The following is a 16239-nucleotide window of genomic DNA, read 5'->3' on the forward strand; positions in this document are numbered from 1 at the left end:
GTCAGTCGCTTGCCGTCTCCGCTTCACCGTTCTTTGCGCGCTCTTTCGGGGGCAGGTAAGAAGACAGCATCTGTTCAATGATTCGGGGGTTGGTGCCTTCCTGTATGGCCACCAGCGCATCAATGTAGAGGGACTGCATACGGGCTTCTTCGGTCATTCGCAGCGACAGTTTGTCGGCGATGGGCGTGGCAATCATGGTGGCGATCATGGCGCCGTAAAGCGTGGTAAGGAGCGCCACCGCCATGGCCGGGCCGATGGATTTCGGGTCTTCCATATTCGACAGCATCTGTACCAGACCGATCAAGGTACCGATCATACCCATGGCCGGCGCCACATCAGCGAGGGCGTTGAACACCTTGGCCCCGGAACGGTTGTGGTCCAGGGTCATCAACCGTTCTTTGTTAAGCAGCTGTTTAATGGTGTTGGCGTCCTGGCCATCCACCAGCATCTGAATGCCCTGGGCCAGAAACGGAGAGCTGACGTCCCGGCCCTCAAGCCCCAGAACACCCTGTTTACGAGCTATCTGCGCGACTTCAACCAGCTCGTCTATGCTGGCCTGGGTTTCTGGCAGTTTGAACTTGAAGGCGCGGGCAGTCACTTTGAAGGCATCGAAAAACTGGCTAAAACTGAACTTTGCGAGAACCACCAGCAGGCTGCCCCCGACCACGATCAGCAAAGATGCCGGGTTGAGAAACACCTCAGGGGACACGCCCAGTATCACTGCCGATGCAATAAGCATGATGGCGCCGACCAGGCCGATCAGGGTGGCAAAATCCACGGTTACTCCGTTAACTGCACAGGGTTGGGGAGGAGGGACGAGAGAATACCCTCTGATTATTCCTTAATCAATTGTCATTGTGGTGACGTTGTTGTCTTCCTGCTGTGCTTTCCAGGCGGCATAGCGGTGGAGGTCTGACTCCACCAGTTTCAGGCACAGCGCCACTACGCCGGCGTCGTCGAGAAAGCCGATGCCGAAAATGATGTCTGGAATCAGATCGATGGGGTTCAGCACATACAATAGCGCGCCGGCGATGGCGGCAATGCTTTTCCAGGGAATGGCTCGATAATCGCCCCGCCAGTAATCCCGAACCAACGCAAACATCAAACGGACGTCGGTGGTGAACCGGCGCAACCGGCCGCTGCTGAGCACCTTTTTCTCAATCGCTTTCTGGCGCTCTAATAGAGACTCCAGGTCGTCCTTGCCAACCTTGTCTGCCTCGTGTTTCAGTTGTGAGGCCGCTGCTTTTTCGGAGAAGAATGCCATAGCTCGGTCCGGTGGTTTTTCAATACCTGTAACGGTAACGAAACTCGTGTGCGCCGTCATCTGTGTTTGTACTGGGTCGGGCAGTGAGCCCGTAAAACACCCTCCGGCCTCAGCCGGGCATGCTTTGTGTTACGCCCGCTGACACGCTTGCGCCAAAGCCGGAAACTGCCCGCTTTCAGCTCCCGACGCATCAACTTGATGACTTCTTTCTCCGGCAGCCCAAAGCAGGCTTCGATGGCCTCAAAGGGTGTGCGGTCTTCCCAGGCCATTTCGATAACCCGAGACAGGTCTTCAGGTGTCAGTGTGGAGCTCATCGCAACACCTCAGCCCACAAAGATCCGTTTGGCCAGGCCTGCGCCTTTCAGACCTCGGATCGCCAGGGTGGTCACCAGCCCGCCAATCATGGCGCCTACCACACCGCAGGTGAGGATGTCCTGCCCGGTCAGGTACAGGCCTGGGATATCCGTTTTTGGCCTCAGCCAGCGCTGCTCAAAGCGTTCCGGGGTGTGGTCCAGGCCATAGAGTTCACCTTGCTCGTAACGACAGAACCAGGCCGTAGAGAGTGGTGTGGAGGTTTCCACATAGTCCACCTTGCCCCGGAGCTGGGGCAGCTTCTCATACATCACCTCCAGCAACTGGTCGGTGATCCGGGCTTTCACTGCCTCGTAATCATCACCCCGTTTGCCCCAGGTGGAGCCCTGCCAGGGCTCGAACATCTCCCAGGTAGTGGGCGCAACAATTTCGATAGTGGAGGTGTCGGGCCAGCGGTTCTGGTAATCCGGGTCTTTGGCCGCCGGGAACGAGATGTAGACCACGGGGAAAGGCGCGCTCTGGGGGTCTTTCAGGAACTGCTCCACATTGCCATCGTGGTCTGCGCTCGGGTAAATCCAGAAGTTGGTGCGGGGCAAACCGAGCCGGTCGGGCGTGCCTTTCAGGCCGATGTACAGACCGATATGTGGCATGGATGGCTTGATGTGCTCCCGGTTGCCGGGATAGCCAATGCTGTCAGCGACGGACTCGGGCAACAGTCGTTCGAAGGTATTGATCACCCCCGCATTGCTGATCACTAGTGGGGCGCGGATCTCATGGTCGTCTGCCATACGCACGCCAACGGCCTTGCCTTTCTCGATCAGGATTTCCTTCACGTCGGCGTAGGTAAGCACATCGCCGCCTCCGGCCTGGACCACCGGAATGATGGTTTTGGCGATTTCCGAGGCGCCGCCCACCGGGTAGAAACCGCCGTACAGGTAGTGCTTGGCGATCAACGCATGCACCATGAAACTGGAGTGCTTCGGGGTAACCCCGCAATCGCCCCACTGGCCGGTGATGGCGCCAATCAGTTCCTGGTTGTCGGTCAGGTCGCTTAGCACCTCGTAGGTGGTTCGGTTAAAACAGTCCGGGAGGACGGTTTTCAGGCCCCGGGAAATCAACGGGCCGGCCAGGGTCGGGGACAGCTTGGACAGGGTGTACCACTGCATGCCGTCGGCAACTTTTCCGAGCAGGGCCAGGTAGCGATCGATGGCTTCACTTTCGTTCGGGAACGAGGCCAACAGGGAATGTCGCAAGCCTTCCTTGCCGGCCCTGAGGTTGACGACCTTGTCGCCCAGGAAGAAACGGTCGTAGTTCTCGTCCATGGGCGCCCATTCAAGCTTGCCGTCGGTGATGTAATCGAACAGCCGGCGGCCAAGAGTATGGCGGGCTCCCATGTCACCAATGTAGTGCACACCCACGTCCCATTCATAGCCGTTGCGGGCGTAGCTGTGGGTGTAGCCGCCAGCGGTGTAGTGCTGCTCGAGAACCAGCACCTTGTGACCGGCCTTGGACAGGCAGGCGGCAGTGGTCAGGCCGCCAATGCCGGAGCCGATCACCACGGCGTCATAAGGGCCTTGCAAACGGCTGGCTCGATAGCGGGTGCCGATACGGATGGAGCTGGGTGTCAGTGTTTTTGAGGTTGTTTTCTTTACCACCACGATTTTCCCCACATGTGCGGATTGGCCCAGTTATCGGGATTGTTCCAGGCCCGTTTGTGGTTGTAAGTATCCAGATTGTAGGTGTAAAGCGTGAGTGCGCCGTTCTCGGTTTCCAGCTCTGCGTGGCGCTGGAAACCCAGAGCGATGAAATCGGTAAAGCCCCAATCGGAGGACTGGGGCATAACGACGGCAATCTGGTGGGCGCCGTAGTTCCTCAGTTGGCCCAGTAATAGGGCGCCTTCTTCGTAGGGAAGGTGCTCAAGGGTGTCGGTGATCAGGGCCAGATCCGGTGTCTGGGCCGGTGGCAGGTGGGCGTTTGGGTCTTTGGTGTCCAGAGTCAGTAACTGGCACCCTGCCTGCTGCTTCCAGACCGCTGCAACGTCGTTGGCGGTGCTGCCGCAAGAAAGCAGGGTTTGGGGTTGGCTGGTGTCGATGATTCGTGCCAGAACCTTGGCCGGGCTGTCCGCTGATGTGCTCATAGAATGGGCCAGTCTGCTGCGTCCACGGTATGCAGGCCCACCGGTTGTGAAGACCTGCCCTGCCATCGTTCAACGAAGGCTCCATCAGGATCGTATTGTTGCGCCTGCTTGTCCAGATTGAATTGCCGCAAGCCTCGCGGGTCTGCGCCCACGCCGGCCAGATACTGCCAGTTGCCGTAGTTGCTGGCGACATCGTAGTCCACCAACTGCTGCTCAAACCAGGCTGCGCCGTAGCGCCAGTCCAGCTCCAGTTCATGCACGAAGCAGCTGGCGACCAATTGCCTGGCCCGGTTGCTCATGTAGCCGGTTTCGCGCAGTTGGTTCATGGCGGCGTTGACGATGGGATACTGGGTGTTTCCTTCGCACCAGGCCTTAAAACGATGGCCATAGAAGGTCACCTGCCGATGCTTGCGTTGCACACCATCCCGGCGGAACAGGCGGCTGCCGTGTTTGAGCGCGTACCAGTAGAAGTATTCGCGCCAGAGTAGCTCGAACCAGAGCCAGTAGGTGGAATCGTTGCGGGTGTGCTGGCGCTCGTAGTCTTCGATGGTGGCAGCCACCTCCCGAGCCGACAGGCTGCCATTGGCCAGCCAGGGGGAAAACTTGGAGGACGAGTCCCAGTCATCCAGGGCGTTACGGGTTTCCTTGTAGGTGGCAATGCCGTGGTTGCCAAAGCAATACTCTTGCAGGCGCGCCAGCCCGGCAGTCTCTCCGCCCGTAAACGCCAGCGCCGATGAGGGCTCCGGGATCGGCGGGCACTCACCCCGGTTGTCCTCCGGGAACCCGGGTGGCGGTGGCAGGGCGGTCAGCGTGCGAATACGCAGAAGATCGGGGCCCCGGTCGCCCTGCTTCTCGATCCGCTTGCGGAACTGGGAAAAGGTTCCGGGCAGCTCGCTGACAGGCATAGGCAGCGAGCCTTCTGTATACAGGCTCAGGGTTTCGAACTCCTGAAACAGGGTGTTTGGCAGCTTCTGTTGAAGCACCTGCCACTGTTGCGCTTCGATGGTGCCGGGCTGGCGTGAGCGAATAACGCGATCAATGGAATGCTGGTGAACCAGCCCAGGGAGTGCCTGCTCCGGTTCTGCGAAGGCAATGTGCAGCCGCTGCCCCAGGGCCCGCAGGCGGCGCTCCAGGTCGGTCAGACTTTGCCACAGAAACCGCCATCGATGCTCACCCATCGCCCGGCACTGGAATGGCCCGTTGGCAAACCATCGTGGATCCACCACGTACACGCACAGCAACATGTCAGAGCGGGCCGCTGCCAGCAGCGCTGCGTTGTCGTGCATTCGCAGGTCGCGGGTAAACCAGTAAAGCGTTTTCAAAGTATTAAACCTTCTGAAAAAGTTACCGGAACATACGTCAGTAATTGCCCGGAGGATTGGCATCTGTTTCAGGCCTTGAGGGCACTGACGTGCTAAAGTCCAAGGTTAATGCTGGCAGGCAATTCGACTCAACCGGATACCAGGAGATTGAAAGTGATTAAATCCCGCGCGGCTGTAGCGTTTGAGGCTAACAAGCCACTGGAAATTGTGGAAGTGGATGTGGCACCGCCTCAAGAAGGCGAAGTGCTGGTGAAGATTGTCGCCACCGGTGTGTGCCATACCGATGCCTACACTCTGTCTGGTGCCGACCCGGAGGGCCTGTTTCCGACCATCCTGGGCCATGAAGGTGGGGGTATTGTGGAAGCGGTTGGCCCGGGCGTGAAAGATCTGAAAGTGGGTGACCATGTCATCCCCCTGTACACCGCTGAGTGTGGCGAGTGTAAGTTCTGTACGTCTGGCAAGACCAACCTGTGCGGTGCGGTGCGGGCGACCCAGGGTAAGGGCGTGATGCCCGATGGTACTTCCCGTTTCTCGTACAATGGCCAGCCGCTGTACCACTACATGGGCTGCTCCACCTTCTCCGAATACACCGTGCTGCCGGAAATCTCCCTGGCGAAGATCCCGAAAGAGGCGCCCCTTGAGAAAGTGTGTCTGCTCGGTTGTGGTGTGACCACGGGTATCGGTGCGGTGATGAACACCGCCAAGGTGGAAGAGGGTGCCACCGTGGCCATCTTCGGCCTGGGGGGTATTGGCCTGGCTGCTATTATCGGCGCCACCATGGCCAAGGCCAGCCGAATCATCGCCATCGACATCAACCCGGGCAAGTTTGATATCGCCAGGCAACTGGGTGCCACCGACGTGGTCAACCCCAACGACTATGACAAGCCGATCCAGGAAGTCATTGTTGAGATGACCGACGGCGGTGTGGACTATTCCTTCGAATGCATCGGTAACGTCAAGGTGATGCGCGCGGCCCTGGAGTGCTGCCACAAGGGCTGGGGTGAGTCGGTGATTATCGGCGTGGCCGGTGCCGGCGAAGAAATCAGTACCCGCCCGTTCCAGCTGGTGACCGGTCGGGTCTGGAAAGGCTCAGCGTTTGGTGGCGTAAAAGGCCGTACCGAGTTGCCGTCCTATGTGGAGAAAGCCGAGAAGGGTGAGATTCCGCTGGATGTATTCATCACCCATGAAATGCCGCTGGAGGACATCAACAAGGCGTTTGACCTGATGCACGAAGGCAAGAGCATTCGTACGGTGATTCACTTCTGATCAGGGATTTACCCGTATCAGAATGTCAAAGGGGAGGCCGCCGGCCTCCCCTTTATTTTTGCGGTCATGGACTCAGCCTGTTAGCTGGCCTGTAACGCCTGTACCACGGCCTTGGCGGTGCCCTCGGAAGAGGCCGGGTTTTGCCCGGTGATCAGCTTTCCATCCACCACGATGTGCGGTGCCCAGTCGTCGCCCCGACTATAGCGGGCGTTGTTCTGCTTGAGCATGTCTTCCAGCAGAAAAGGCACGATGTTGGTAAGCTGAACGGCGTCTTCTTCGGTATTACTGAAACCGGTGACTTCCCGGCCGCCTACGATGTTCTGATCCGGCTTGACGAACACGTTCTTGAACACGGCAGGCGCGTGACAGACAGCGCCGATCACTTTGTCCTGCTCGTAGGCCGTCTTGATCAGGGCGATGGACTTTTCATCCTCTGCCAGATCCCACAGCGGGCCGTGGCCGCCGGGGTAGAAAATGGCATCGAACTTGTTCATGTCCACATCCGCCAGTTTTTTAGTACTGGCAAGCATTTCACGGGCGTGGGTGTCGTCCATGAAGCGGCGGGTGGATTCGGTGAGGGCGTCTTCGGCTTCACTGTTGGGGTCTACCGGCGGTTGACCGCCTTTAGGGGACGCGAGGGTAATGTCGGCGCCGGCATCCTTGAAGACGTAGAACGGTGACGTGAACTCTTCCAGCCAGAAGCCTGTCTTGTGGCCGGTATCGCCCATTTGGTCATGGGAAGTCAGTACCATCAGTATCTTCATAGTGGTCGATCCTTGTGTCGGAGTTCAGAAACGAGTTTGATGTGCCTTACCCCGAGACCTTGTGACGGGATGGCGATATTTCAACAGGGATTACGGTTACAGGTAGGTTATGGATGCTGCGGCCTACTATACTGTCATCGTTTTACACTCATTTGACCATGGATTGAGGCCGAAATGGACGTGAGAAACACACCGCTGTGGCTGGCATCTTTACTGCTGGCGTTCTCCTTGTCAGCACAGGCGCAACAGGGCACGGAAACCGTCGAACCACTCACGGTGACCGTCGGGGTGAACCATTCTCCGCCCTACCGAATACTGGAAGCCGGTCATAAAGGTGGCCTTTATCTGGAGATTTTCGAGGAAATTGCCGATCGCCTTGGTTGGCAGGTGCAGTACCGGGAAGCGCCGTTCCGGCGTGTTCTGCTGATGCTGCAAAAAGGGGAAGTGGACGTGATGCTGGGGCCGCTGAGAACCGACGGTCGCGAGGACTACATGACCTTCGTTGCCCCCGCTTTTCCACCGGAACGCCGTCTTTTCTTCTATCTGAATGCCGAGCACAGGATCACCCGCTACAGTGATCTTTACGGACGAACGCTTGGAGTCCTGGACGGCGCCACTTACTTCAGCCGGTTTGATCGCGACGGAGATCTGATTAAAGAATCGGCACCGCACTATGAGAACCTGATGCTGATGATGGAAAAAGGCCGGGTGGATGTGGTGATCGCTCCGGAACTTGTGGGCCTGTACACCATCCGTCGATTGCAACTCCCGGCGCAGGTAGCTCCGTTTTTTGTGCCGGGCGAACGTTCCTGGATTGCGGTGTCGGATAAATCCCCTGCGCTAAAATATGCCGATGACATTCGCGCGGCCCTGAAACTGATCGAACGTGAAGGTATCAAGGAAAATCTTGTGTTGAAGTACCTGGAACAGCCCGCCCAATGACCCCTGACCACAACGATTTATGGTTTTTGCCCCTTGGCGGCACGGGTGAAATCGGCATGAACCTAAACCTCTACGGCCACGATGGCCAGTGGTTGATGGTGGACTGCGGGGTGACCTTCCCCAAACCGGGCCGTATCGCGGCCGATGGCACAGTGCACCATCGTGGTGAGCCACCGGTGCAGATGGCAGACCCGGCGTTTATCGCCGACCGGCGGGACAAACTGGCGGGGTTGATCATTACCCATGCCCACGAAGATCACATCGGCGCCGTGCCCTATCTCTGGCCACTGCTGCAGTGCCCTGTCTACACCAGCCGGTTTACCGCTGAAATCCTGCGCCGAAAGCTGGCGGAGTTTGATCTGTTGCATCGGGTGCCGATCATCGAGGTGGACACCGGCGAGCGCCGGCAGATCGGCCCGTTCAATGTGCAGTGGCTGGCACTCACCCATTCGATTCCCGACCCCAATGCCCTGATGATCCGCACCCGGATTGGCAACATTTTCCACAGTGGTGACTGGAAACTGGATGATAATCCGTTGGTTGGTCACGGTTACACCACATCCACGTTTACCGATCTGGCGGAAGAAGGTGTGGCCGCCATGGTCTGTGATTCCACCAACGCCACCGTGCAGGGCCACTCGGTGTCCGAGGCGGCGCTGCACGAAGGCCTGCGGGACCTGATTGCGGTGGCCGAGGGGCGGGTGATTGTCACCTGCTTCGGCAGCAATATTGCGCGCCTGCACACGCTGGCCAGTATTGCCCGGGAAACCGGCCGCTACATGGGACTGTTGGGCCGCTCGTTGGTAAACATGAGCGGTGCGGCCAAGGCTACGGGGCTTTGGCCGGGCTCAGACAAACTGATCAGCCCCGCACACCTGGGTTACCTGCCGCGCCATGAGGTGCTGGGTGTGGCCACCGGCAGCCAGGGAGAACCTCGAACCGCGTTGCGGCGCCTTGCCCAGGGCAGCCACCCGGATTTTGAGCTGGAAGCCGGTGACACGGTCATTTTCAGTGCCCGGGCAATACCCGGCAATGAAGAAGCCATCGAGGCGCTGATCAGCCAGCTGCGCAAACTGGGGGTGATTGTCATTACCGCCGAAGACGCCGGTGCACCCATTCATGCCTCAGGTCACCCGGCACAGGATGAACTCAAGGCGATGTATCGCTGGGTTCGGCCCCGCATTGCCATTCCAGTTCATGGCGAGGCTGAACACATGGACGTACATGCCGACCTTGCGAAAGGCGCAGGCGTGCCCAGGGCCATGGTTGGCCGTAATGGCGACCTGTTCATGGTGCGGCCAGTACCGGGCATTCGGCGTCAGGTTGTCGAAACCGGGCGGCTGGGGTGGCAGAAGCAGGAGTTGGTCAGGGTCTACTGATGGTTGCAAGGAACTTAGTAAGCTTATGATGGTCTATGTCGCCAATCCGTGAGTGACGCAAGGGAATGAAGATGACCACTATTCGATTATGGGATCTACCGGTCAGGCTGTTTCACTGGTTGTTGGTGTTGGCGGTGGTTGGTGCCATCGCGACCACCAAGCTCGGTGGCAGCTGGATGGTTTGGCATGAGCGATTTGGTTTGCTGGTTGTTGGCTTGCTGGCCTTTCGTATCGCCTGGGGCTTTCTGGGTTCCAGTTACGCAAGGTTTACCCGTTTTGTACGCGGCCCCGGCGCTATCATGGCCTATCTCAAAGGCGGGTGGCAGGGCGTGGGCCACAACCCGCTGGGTGCTTTATCGGTTCTGGCCCTGATCGGCCTGTTCGGTTTTCAGGCCGTGACTGGGTTGTTCGCCAATGACGAAATTGCCTTCTACGGCCCTCTGTACCCGCTGGTGTCGTCAGATCTAAGCGGCACCTTGAGTGGCTGGCACCGGCAAACCGAATGGTATCTGTACGGCCTGGTGGCCCTGCATGTGGCAGCGGTGGTGTTCTACACCCACGTGAAGAAAGACAATCTGGTGAAACCGATGATCACCGGCAGGAAAGTGGTCTCACAAGGGCGCGCCGAAGATGCTAAAGGCGGGGGTGCGATGGCATTCGTGGTGTCTCTGGTGCTTGCACTGGCGGTGGTGTGGGCGGCCAGCGGTGAGCTTGTATCACCACCGCCGGCACCCGCACCTGCACCCCAGGATCTGGGCTGGTAGGTTAACTGCGCTGATCAGTCGGCGCGGAAGTTGTCGTGGCAGGCCTTGCAGGTTTGCCCGACAGCACTGAACTGGCGCGCCAATGCACCACGGTCACCGGTGGCAGCCACTTCCTGCAGTTTGTTGGCTTCACGAACAAAGTTGGTGCCGACTTCCCGGACTTTATCCGTTTGCTGGAAAAACTCAGGCTTCAAACGGGTGTTCTCTGCTTTGTCCATGGTCGAGTCCGGGCTGAACAGCGCGCCCATACCAGAGTTGGCAATGGCGGCAATGGCATTGGCTGCCGCTTTCATCTGGTCAGCATTGAATTCCACATCGCCATCAACCGCCTGGGCTTTGATCTTGCCCATGTTCCAGGCCATGAACTGGTAGCCAGCCTGGCGTGCTTCGATCTGGTCTTCCACACTCAGTTGAGCCGCGGCAGGCATGGCAAACGAAGTGGCAAGTATGGCGGCGGCAATCACACCGGTTTTTTTCATCTCAGGTCCCTCTCTTTTAGTCTGATTGGTTAGGTTACCAAAATGCTCTATAAAGGCATGGTTATGAGCATCCTACCTGTATAGACTCATTGCTGACAGTTATAACAGACCAAAGTTCAATCTGGAGAATTTCGCATATGGCGATCTGGACAGTAACCCCAAACCTGGAACACATGGCGGAGGCAAGTAAAAACACCGCCGTCAGCCACATGGGTATTGAATACCTCGAAATTGGTGACGATTACGTGAAAGGCCGCATGCCGGTGGACCAGCGCACGGTTCAGCCGTTTGGCATCCTGCACGGCGGTTCCTCAGTGTTGCTGGCGGAAACCCTGGGCAGCATGGCGGCCAATTGCTGTCTGAAAGACAAGAACACCGTGGCGGTGGGGCTCGATATCAACGCCAACCACATTCGCCCGGTGACCGGCGGCTGGGTATACGGCACGGCCCGCGCCCAGCACATCGGCAGCACCACCCAGGTTTGGGAAATCCGCCTGGAGAACGAGCAAGGCAAGCTGACCTGCATCTCCAGGCTGACAATGGCGGTTACCAAGCGTCCCGGTTGATGGGTTTGCGCGCCAGCACCGCCACACTGGCACAGGTGGCCATGGCAGCGATAACCACGGTTGGCCCGGTTGGCAGATCCTGCCAGGCTGAGATCAGAAGCCCCAGACTGTGGCCCGCCAGGCACGTGAGTATGGCGAAGACGATGCTGGTGCCACGCAGGTGTATCAGTAGCAGTGGGGCGGCAATCAATGAGGTGAACACCACGTAGATGCCGGCCAGGTCGACCGTCAGTGTGATGGCGATAGCGAACATTGGCAGGAACAGCCACCCCCTGTAACTCTGCGGCAGGACGTATTGCCATACAAGCACGGCCAGTGCCAGCAGCACCATCGGGCCCAGCGCCGTGGGTGTGGTCCAGAGCAGATCTCCGTTCAGGGTATGGGCAAGCCTCTGTGCGCCGTGGGGGTCCTGGCTTACCAGCAAGGTGGCCAGGCACGCGCCCAGTGCGTAGAGCAGGCCGATCATGGCTTCACGGTGACGGGTCAGATACCGTAAAACCAGGCTGACCAAGGTAACAGCCAGCAGAGCAAGGGCCAGGCTCCCGGAGAGGCTCAGGGCAGAGCCGCCGGCGGGTAATACGGTACCGACCAGTAAAATGCCCAGCGCCGCCCACTGGGCGATCGCCAGATCCGCAAATACCATACCCCGCTCAAGTACCCGGTTGCCCAGAGGCACCAGGGCGACTGCAGTCAGCGTGCTGGCGGTGAGTGCCGGCCACATCCAGCCCCACTCAGTCCACATTCGTTGGCTCCTGATGATTCAACAGTGTGTCGACGATCAGGTTGATAACTTGCGCCAGAGTCTCTTCACCCGGTTGGCCGGTGACGGTGCCAGGTAGCACTCTCGCCGGTACCCCGGATTGTGACGATAACCACCGGGCCGGACGATCATCCTGATAGGAGGCAAGCATAATCACGCTGGCGCGAGCCAGGTCCGGGGTGGCCAGTACGTTCCGCAGGTGCGTGCTGCCGGGTGGTAACCCGGGTTTCGGCTCCAGGTCGGCAATGACCTCGATGCCCAGCCAACGCAGCAGGTAATCGAAGGTGGAGTGTTGGGTAATCACACCGGTCCCTGTCAGTTGACGGGCCGCAGTGCGCCAGGATTGGCGGTGCTGGTTCCACTCTCCCCGCCACCGAATGTACCTCACTTGAATCTGCGCCTGCTGATCGGGGACCAGAGATGCGAGTCGCTCTGCGAGGGCACTGGCAACCAGGGGAATGGCGTCTGGAGACAGGTGCAGGTGCGGGTCGCCCTCTGGGTGGACATCCCCCATGCTGCGGTCAACGTGCTCATGACTCTGATGCAGCGGCGCATGGTCGGCGGCAAAGAACAGCCCATCGCTACCGGGCTGGATCTTGCGATTGGCCGCCCTTGAGATCAGCGAAGGTAGCCAGCCGGCTTCCAGCGACGCACCCGTGCACACGGCCAGGTCGGCTTTACGCATGGCGGCAATCAGGCTGGGCCGGGCCTCGATGTAGTGCGGGTCTTGCCAGGCGGTGGTCGCGGTGGTGATGTTTGCATCCGGCAGCAACACCGAGACCAGGCTGGCCCACTCCGGTTCGCAGGCGAACACATTCAGATTGGCGCTGGCCGGCATGCTGGCAAACGCCAGCAGCCAGCCAAACGCCCACGCCAGGCGGTTGGGCTTAGAAATCATGGGCACCATGAGCTCCGAAAGTCATCACGTATTGCAGGGTGACGGTGTTGTCGGCGTCCTCGAAACCATGTGCGCTCTGGTGCGTGTACTGCAGACGCAGAGTCGAGAAGTGGGACCGGGACCAGGCCAGCATCACATCGGTTTCTTTCAGTTGCTGATCGTGGAAGTGGTCACCATGGGCTTCCTTGAGATCCACCCGGCCATAGCGGGCTCCGACAGACCACTGTGGGGTAAAGCGGTAGACAGCGGAGGTATACCAGCCCTGGTGGTAATCTGAGGAGCGGGCATGTTCGTTCAGTTCGTCCGCGTACAGGTATTCGCCGCTGAGCGTCAGCTGTTGCTGTCGGGTGTTGCCGTTAGGCGACCATTTCCAGACCAGGTCGGCGATATAGAGGTTCTCGCCGGTGTAGGCGGCGGCATGGCTGTGGTCATGATCACCGTGGTCATGATCATGGTCATGATCGTGATCGCCGTCATGGTCACCATGAACCTGGCGGTTGTTCAGATAGGACAGCCCGGCCTGCCAGCTTTGTGACACCCCAATGTCGCCACCGAAACGAGTGTTGACGGTGTACACACCAATGTCTTCGTCACCTTCCGTCAGGCGATTGCCGTTGAAAGCTTCCGCCCCGATCTGCCAGAAAAACGGTGTGGGCATCAGCAGGTTGACCCGCAGACCGTCGTCGAAGTAGTGGCTGCCCAGCAGAGCCCGATAGGCTGCGGGGCGCTCGACAAAGTTGTCCTCATGCATGTGGCGACTGTTCAGGTAACCGACCTGGGACAGGAATCGGCCGCCCCGAACACTCAGGTTCCAGGGCATGCCGGTGGTCTGCAGGTAGGCTTCTTCCAGTGCTACTTCGGTTTCGCCGTGATGTTCTTCCAAAACTGCAGTCAGGCGGCCTGTGAACAGGTCATCGATGGGCGCAGACAATGACAGCTCGGTGTGCCCAAGCCCAAAACCCTCGTCCCGGTGGGACAGCGCGGTGGCGTTCTGTTTGTAATAACCGTCCAGAACCACGCTGATGTCTGGGTTCATTTCATTGGCCTGGGCCGACGCAAATGGCATCAGCAAGGTGGAGAACAGGCCGGCTTGAAGGCGGGTAAAACGCATGTTGAATCCTCGTACTGCTTGCATAGGAAATGGAGTCGGCGCCGGCGATGCGTTAAGCAGCCGGCGCGGTGTCATTGGTGTTGGTTAGTGAGCGTGATCGTGGTCGTGATCATCCATCAGGCCAAGCCAGACCAGGCTGGCGGCCTGGAAGTCCAGGGCGATGGTCCGCAGAACCTCCCGCTCATGGGTGTCGATTTCGATGATGGACTGACCGTCCGGTGTCAGTACAAACAGGCGGTCTTCGCTGGCCGATTCGGTAAACGCAACTTGGTCGTCCTCTGCCAGAGGCGCCATAACGTCCAGGGTGGCAACCAGTAGCCAGCTGTCGGCAGGGTCGAACAAGCGAAGCTTGCCGTCATTACCGAACACGTAGAAGGTTTCGCCATGACCATCAAAACCCTGGGCAACGCGAGTGACGCCTTCGCCCAGAGTCAACTCCAGGTAGGGCTCGGCGTCTTCCGGGTTGATGACGAAAAGCTGGTTTCCGGCAACACCGACCAGGGCGTCGACGTCATGATGAGCAACCAGGGTGCCAATGCGACTGCCGTCGATCAGGGTTGGTGGGTTATCCAGTTTTTCCGCGGGGAAGGTATCGTCTTCCAGATCGATCACCAGCACACCATCGGAGCAGCCGAAGGCCAGGGCGTGGTGATTGGCTGCCGCGCCATGCAGGCGTGGGCATTGTTCAGCGTAGAGGTGTTCGTGTGTGAAACTGCCACCGTCCAGCTGGTACCGCTCAACTTCCGCCGGCAGGGTCGTATCGGTAATCGATGAATCACGACGGGTGACGAACAGGCGATCCCCTACCATCTTGGCAACGCCATGCATGTTGTTGTCGCGACCCAGAGATGCGACCTCACTGTTACTTTCCAGGGAGTGGTCGGAGAACACTGTCACCTTGGCGTTGGCCGCGCTGGCTGCGCCGTCGTAGAACACCACGCCATACTCTTCGCCGAGGGAATAGTGGGTGGGCCGGTGATCGTTCAGCGTCAGGCTCAGCATGGATGGCGTTTCCGCGTAATCATGCATGTGGTCGCCGTGGTCTTCGGTATAGAGTCCGCTGTCCACAAAGGACACCAGGTCATCTCCGCGCTGGATGACTACCCCATACCGTGCGTTGGGTGATCGGTACAGGCGGGGTGCCTCACCGTCCAGAGGGAATTGTTCCAGGATGCTTCCGTCGTCCAGGTCCATCACCTTGATCTGTGAGCCGGTGCTGTCATAAATGGCCAGGCGCCCGGCGGTATCGATCTCTGTGTGGTCGTGACCGTCACCGGAGCTGCTGCCGCCGCATCCAGAAAGCATAAGCGCTGAGGCTGCGACAATGGATGTAATGATCAGCCTTGGTGTTACCGGCTTTTGAGCGGGAGGTGCTAGTTTCATTGAGTTCTCACTCCTTTGTTCATGTTATAACGTTGCATTTAAAGTTCAGGATGAAAGCCAGTCGAGGCCAACAATCAGTCTTGGGGTGCCATTCGGTTGCGGTGAACGGTGCACCAGTCCCCGGCCCTCATTGCCCTCCCATGCCTCGCCCTTCAGAAGGGCGACAGCGGCAGTGGGTATGGTTTGAATCTGATCTGAGGGAACGCTTTGCTCTGGCAGGGGGCCTTCACCAGCAGGACGGGCAACGAGGGGTTCGGGTAGCCACTCGGTTCCGGGCCCGCGGTAAGTGCAAAGCAGCCGCACCGGTACCCGATCCACATGAAATCTGGGGCACATAGTGTCAGCCAGAACATGTATGCGAAGACCTATCGCTTCAGGCTCAAATAGGCACTGATACATCTCTGCCAGCTCGTCGACATCGGCAATCCAGTGGTTGGAACCCTCGATATCAAGAGCCCACCCGGGCAACGCAGTGGCCGCACTTTGCCCACGTTCGAGGCTGACGAAACGCTCAAGGTTCCCCGCGCGGTTACAGAATTCATTTACGAATGCGGCCCAAAGGTTGTTCCGAGGTCTCTGCCAGACGGCCAGGTTAACGTTGTCACGGAGTATTTCCGCAAGGCACTGTACATTTTGCCCGTGGACACTCAGGGAGTGTTCGAGGTTATGAGGGTGTTGTGTCATTGCTAGAACCTTTTGGTCTGGCGAGAGAAGCCGAATCCGGGCTGACAATGTTATGTTATAACATATGATTTGTGAAGGGCTGACACGAATTGGCGAAACTGGTTTGAGGAAGTTGACCGGGGTTTGAGAGATATCAAGTTTTCAGCCTGCCGGTCGGCAGGATCGGTGATACACTCAATTTAGTTCATTTTATCAACCAGTTTGCAGC

At 58.6% G+C, this 16239-nt stretch carries 18 protein-coding genes; 5 read left to right on the plus strand and 13 right to left on the minus strand.

Annotated elements, in window-relative coordinates:
• Nucleotide 1 precedes the first annotated feature (1 nt).
• From pomA to FIV08_RS01250, 6 genes are all read right to left on the minus strand, one after another.
• On the minus strand, nucleotides 2–778 hold the full coding sequence (pomA, locus tag FIV08_RS01225) for a flagellar motor protein PomA (RefSeq protein WP_152437090.1): 777 nt from the start codon (nucleotides 776–778) through the stop codon (nucleotides 2–4).
• A 63-nt stretch (nucleotides 779–841) separates the two neighbouring features.
• Nucleotides 842–1264 (minus strand): YkvA family protein, encoded by a 423-nt coding sequence (locus FIV08_RS01230; protein ID WP_152437091.1) that lies wholly within the window; start codon nucleotides 1262–1264, stop codon nucleotides 842–844.
• Between the two features lie 56 nt (nucleotides 1265–1320).
• Nucleotides 1321–1578: a TIGR03643 family protein gene (locus tag FIV08_RS01235; protein WP_072678733.1), complete on the minus strand. Its 258-nt coding sequence runs from the start codon at nucleotides 1576–1578 to the stop codon at nucleotides 1321–1323.
• 9 nt (nucleotides 1579–1587) lie between these two features.
• The gene (locus tag FIV08_RS01240; RefSeq protein ID WP_228715467.1) at nucleotides 1588–3231 is read right to left on the minus strand and encodes a phytoene desaturase family protein; all 1644 of its coding nucleotides are present in this window, start codon (nucleotides 3229–3231) and stop codon (nucleotides 1588–1590) included.
• A complete protein-coding gene (locus tag FIV08_RS01245) occupies nucleotides 3225–3713 on the minus strand; it encodes a DUF6231 family protein (protein WP_061331195.1) in 489 nt (162 codons plus the stop codon). Before FIV08_RS01245 ends, FIV08_RS01240 begins: the two co-directional genes overlap by 7 nt.
• A complete protein-coding gene (locus FIV08_RS01250; RefSeq protein ID WP_152437093.1) occupies nucleotides 3710–5035 on the minus strand; it encodes a DASH family cryptochrome in 1326 nt (441 codons plus the stop codon). The genes FIV08_RS01245 and FIV08_RS01250 overlap by 4 nt, the downstream gene beginning before the upstream one ends.
• Before the next feature lie 153 nt (nucleotides 5036–5188).
• Here FIV08_RS01250 and FIV08_RS01255 point away from each other — a divergent pair, with 153 nt between their 5' ends.
• Nucleotides 5189–6301 carry an S-(hydroxymethyl)glutathione dehydrogenase/class III alcohol dehydrogenase gene (locus FIV08_RS01255; protein WP_072678730.1) on the plus strand — a complete coding sequence of 371 codons (1113 nt, stop codon included), beginning with the start codon at nucleotides 5189–5191 and terminating at the stop codon, nucleotides 6299–6301.
• Nucleotides 6302–6381: 80 nt separating this feature from the next.
• On the opposite strand, the gene FIV08_RS01260 is transcribed toward FIV08_RS01255, so the two are convergent.
• A complete protein-coding gene (locus FIV08_RS01260; protein WP_152437094.1) occupies nucleotides 6382–7065 on the minus strand; it encodes a type 1 glutamine amidotransferase domain-containing protein in 684 nt (227 codons plus the stop codon).
• Nucleotides 7066–7239: 174 nt separating this feature from the next.
• Between FIV08_RS01260 and FIV08_RS01265 the strand changes: the two genes are divergently transcribed.
• The 3 genes from FIV08_RS01265 (at nucleotide 7240) to FIV08_RS01275 (ending at nucleotide 10150) form a co-directional block, all read left to right on the plus strand.
• Nucleotides 7240–8007 carry a substrate-binding periplasmic protein gene (locus FIV08_RS01265; protein ID WP_152437095.1) on the plus strand — a complete coding sequence of 256 codons (768 nt, stop codon included), beginning with the start codon at nucleotides 7240–7242 and terminating at the stop codon, nucleotides 8005–8007.
• A complete protein-coding gene (locus FIV08_RS01270; RefSeq protein WP_152437096.1) occupies nucleotides 8004–9386 on the plus strand; it encodes a ribonuclease J in 1383 nt (460 codons plus the stop codon). Before FIV08_RS01265 ends, FIV08_RS01270 begins: the two co-directional genes overlap by 4 nt.
• A gap of 71 nt (nucleotides 9387–9457) precedes the next feature.
• Nucleotides 9458–10150, plus strand: a complete 693-nt coding sequence (locus FIV08_RS01275; protein WP_152437097.1) for a cytochrome b/b6 domain-containing protein — start codon at nucleotides 9458–9460, stop codon at nucleotides 10148–10150.
• Nucleotides 10151–10164: 14 nt separating this feature from the next.
• Here the strand turns inward: FIV08_RS01275 and FIV08_RS01280 are convergent, their stop codons facing one another.
• A complete protein-coding gene (locus tag FIV08_RS01280) occupies nucleotides 10165–10629 on the minus strand; it encodes a c-type cytochrome (protein ID WP_072678726.1) in 465 nt (154 codons plus the stop codon).
• A gap of 137 nt (nucleotides 10630–10766) precedes the next feature.
• On the opposite strand from FIV08_RS01280, the gene FIV08_RS01285 reads away from it, so the two are divergent.
• A complete protein-coding gene (locus FIV08_RS01285) occupies nucleotides 10767–11195 on the plus strand; it encodes a hotdog fold thioesterase (RefSeq protein WP_106694311.1) in 429 nt (142 codons plus the stop codon).
• Here FIV08_RS01285 and FIV08_RS01290 read toward each other — a convergent pair.
• From FIV08_RS01290 to FIV08_RS01310, 5 genes are all read right to left on the minus strand, one after another.
• On the minus strand, nucleotides 11176–11937 hold the full coding sequence (locus FIV08_RS01290; protein ID WP_152437098.1) for an ABC transporter: 762 nt from the start codon (nucleotides 11935–11937) through the stop codon (nucleotides 11176–11178). The genes FIV08_RS01285 and FIV08_RS01290 overlap by 20 nt on opposite strands.
• Entirely contained in the window at nucleotides 11927–12853 is a 927-nt protein-coding gene (locus FIV08_RS01295) for a metal ABC transporter solute-binding protein, Zn/Mn family (protein ID WP_172972235.1), read from the minus strand. The genes FIV08_RS01290 and FIV08_RS01295 overlap by 11 nt, the downstream gene beginning before the upstream one ends.
• The gene (locus tag FIV08_RS01300) at nucleotides 12843–13964 is read right to left on the minus strand and encodes a porin (protein ID WP_228715469.1); all 1122 of its coding nucleotides are present in this window, start codon (nucleotides 13962–13964) and stop codon (nucleotides 12843–12845) included. Before FIV08_RS01300 ends, FIV08_RS01295 begins: the two co-directional genes overlap by 11 nt.
• Nucleotides 13965–14048: 84 nt before the next feature.
• Entirely contained in the window at nucleotides 14049–15347 is a 1299-nt protein-coding gene (locus FIV08_RS01305; RefSeq protein ID WP_228715470.1) for a hypothetical protein, read from the minus strand.
• A gap of 45 nt (nucleotides 15348–15392) precedes the next feature.
• Nucleotides 15393–16031 carry a DUF1826 domain-containing protein gene (locus FIV08_RS01310; RefSeq protein ID WP_152437099.1) on the minus strand — a complete coding sequence of 213 codons (639 nt, stop codon included), beginning with the start codon at nucleotides 16029–16031 and terminating at the stop codon, nucleotides 15393–15395.
• Nucleotides 16032–16239: the final 208 nt, after the last annotated feature.

Origin of the sequence: Marinobacter sp. THAF197a, from assembly GCF_009363275.1 — a bacterium.
Classification (GTDB): Bacteria; Pseudomonadota; Gammaproteobacteria; order Pseudomonadales; family Oleiphilaceae; genus Marinobacter.

Coding starts and splice junctions, on each gene's coding strand:
- FIV08_RS01230 (WP_152437091.1), bottom strand. CDS start 1,264: ATGGCATTCTTCTCCGAAAAAGCAGCGGCCTCACAACTGAAACACGAG.
- FIV08_RS01235 (WP_072678733.1), bottom strand. CDS start 1,578: ATGAGCTCCACACTGACACCTGAAGACCTGTCTCGGGTTATCGAAATG.
- FIV08_RS01245 (WP_061331195.1), bottom strand. CDS start 3,713: ATGAGCACATCAGCGGACAGCCCGGCCAAGGTTCTGGCACGAATCATC.
- FIV08_RS01260 (WP_152437094.1), bottom strand. CDS start 7,065: ATGAAGATACTGATGGTACTGACTTCCCATGACCAAATGGGCGATACC.
- FIV08_RS01265 (WP_152437095.1), top strand. CDS start 7,240: ATGGACGTGAGAAACACACCGCTGTGGCTGGCATCTTTACTGCTGGCG.
- FIV08_RS01270 (WP_152437096.1), top strand. CDS start 8,004: ATGACCCCTGACCACAACGATTTATGGTTTTTGCCCCTTGGCGGCACG.
- FIV08_RS01275 (WP_152437097.1), top strand. CDS start 9,458: ATGACCACTATTCGATTATGGGATCTACCGGTCAGGCTGTTTCACTGG.
- FIV08_RS01280 (WP_072678726.1), bottom strand. CDS start 10,629: ATGAAAAAAACCGGTGTGATTGCCGCCGCCATACTTGCCACTTCGTTT.
- FIV08_RS01285 (WP_106694311.1), top strand. CDS start 10,767: ATGGCGATCTGGACAGTAACCCCAAACCTGGAACACATGGCGGAGGCA.
- FIV08_RS01290 (WP_152437098.1), bottom strand. CDS start 11,937: ATGTGGACTGAGTGGGGCTGGATGTGGCCGGCACTCACCGCCAGCACG.
- FIV08_RS01295 (WP_172972235.1), bottom strand. CDS start 12,853: ATGATTTCTAAGCCCAACCGCCTGGCGTGGGCGTTTGGCTGGCTGCTG.
- FIV08_RS01300 (WP_228715469.1), bottom strand. CDS start 13,964: ATGCGTTTTACCCGCCTTCAAGCCGGCCTGTTCTCCACCTTGCTGATG.
- FIV08_RS01305 (WP_228715470.1), bottom strand. CDS start 15,347: ATGAAACTAGCACCTCCCGCTCAAAAGCCGGTAACACCAAGGCTGATC.
- FIV08_RS01310 (WP_152437099.1), bottom strand. CDS start 16,031: ATGACACAACACCCTCATAACCTCGAACACTCCCTGAGTGTCCACGGG.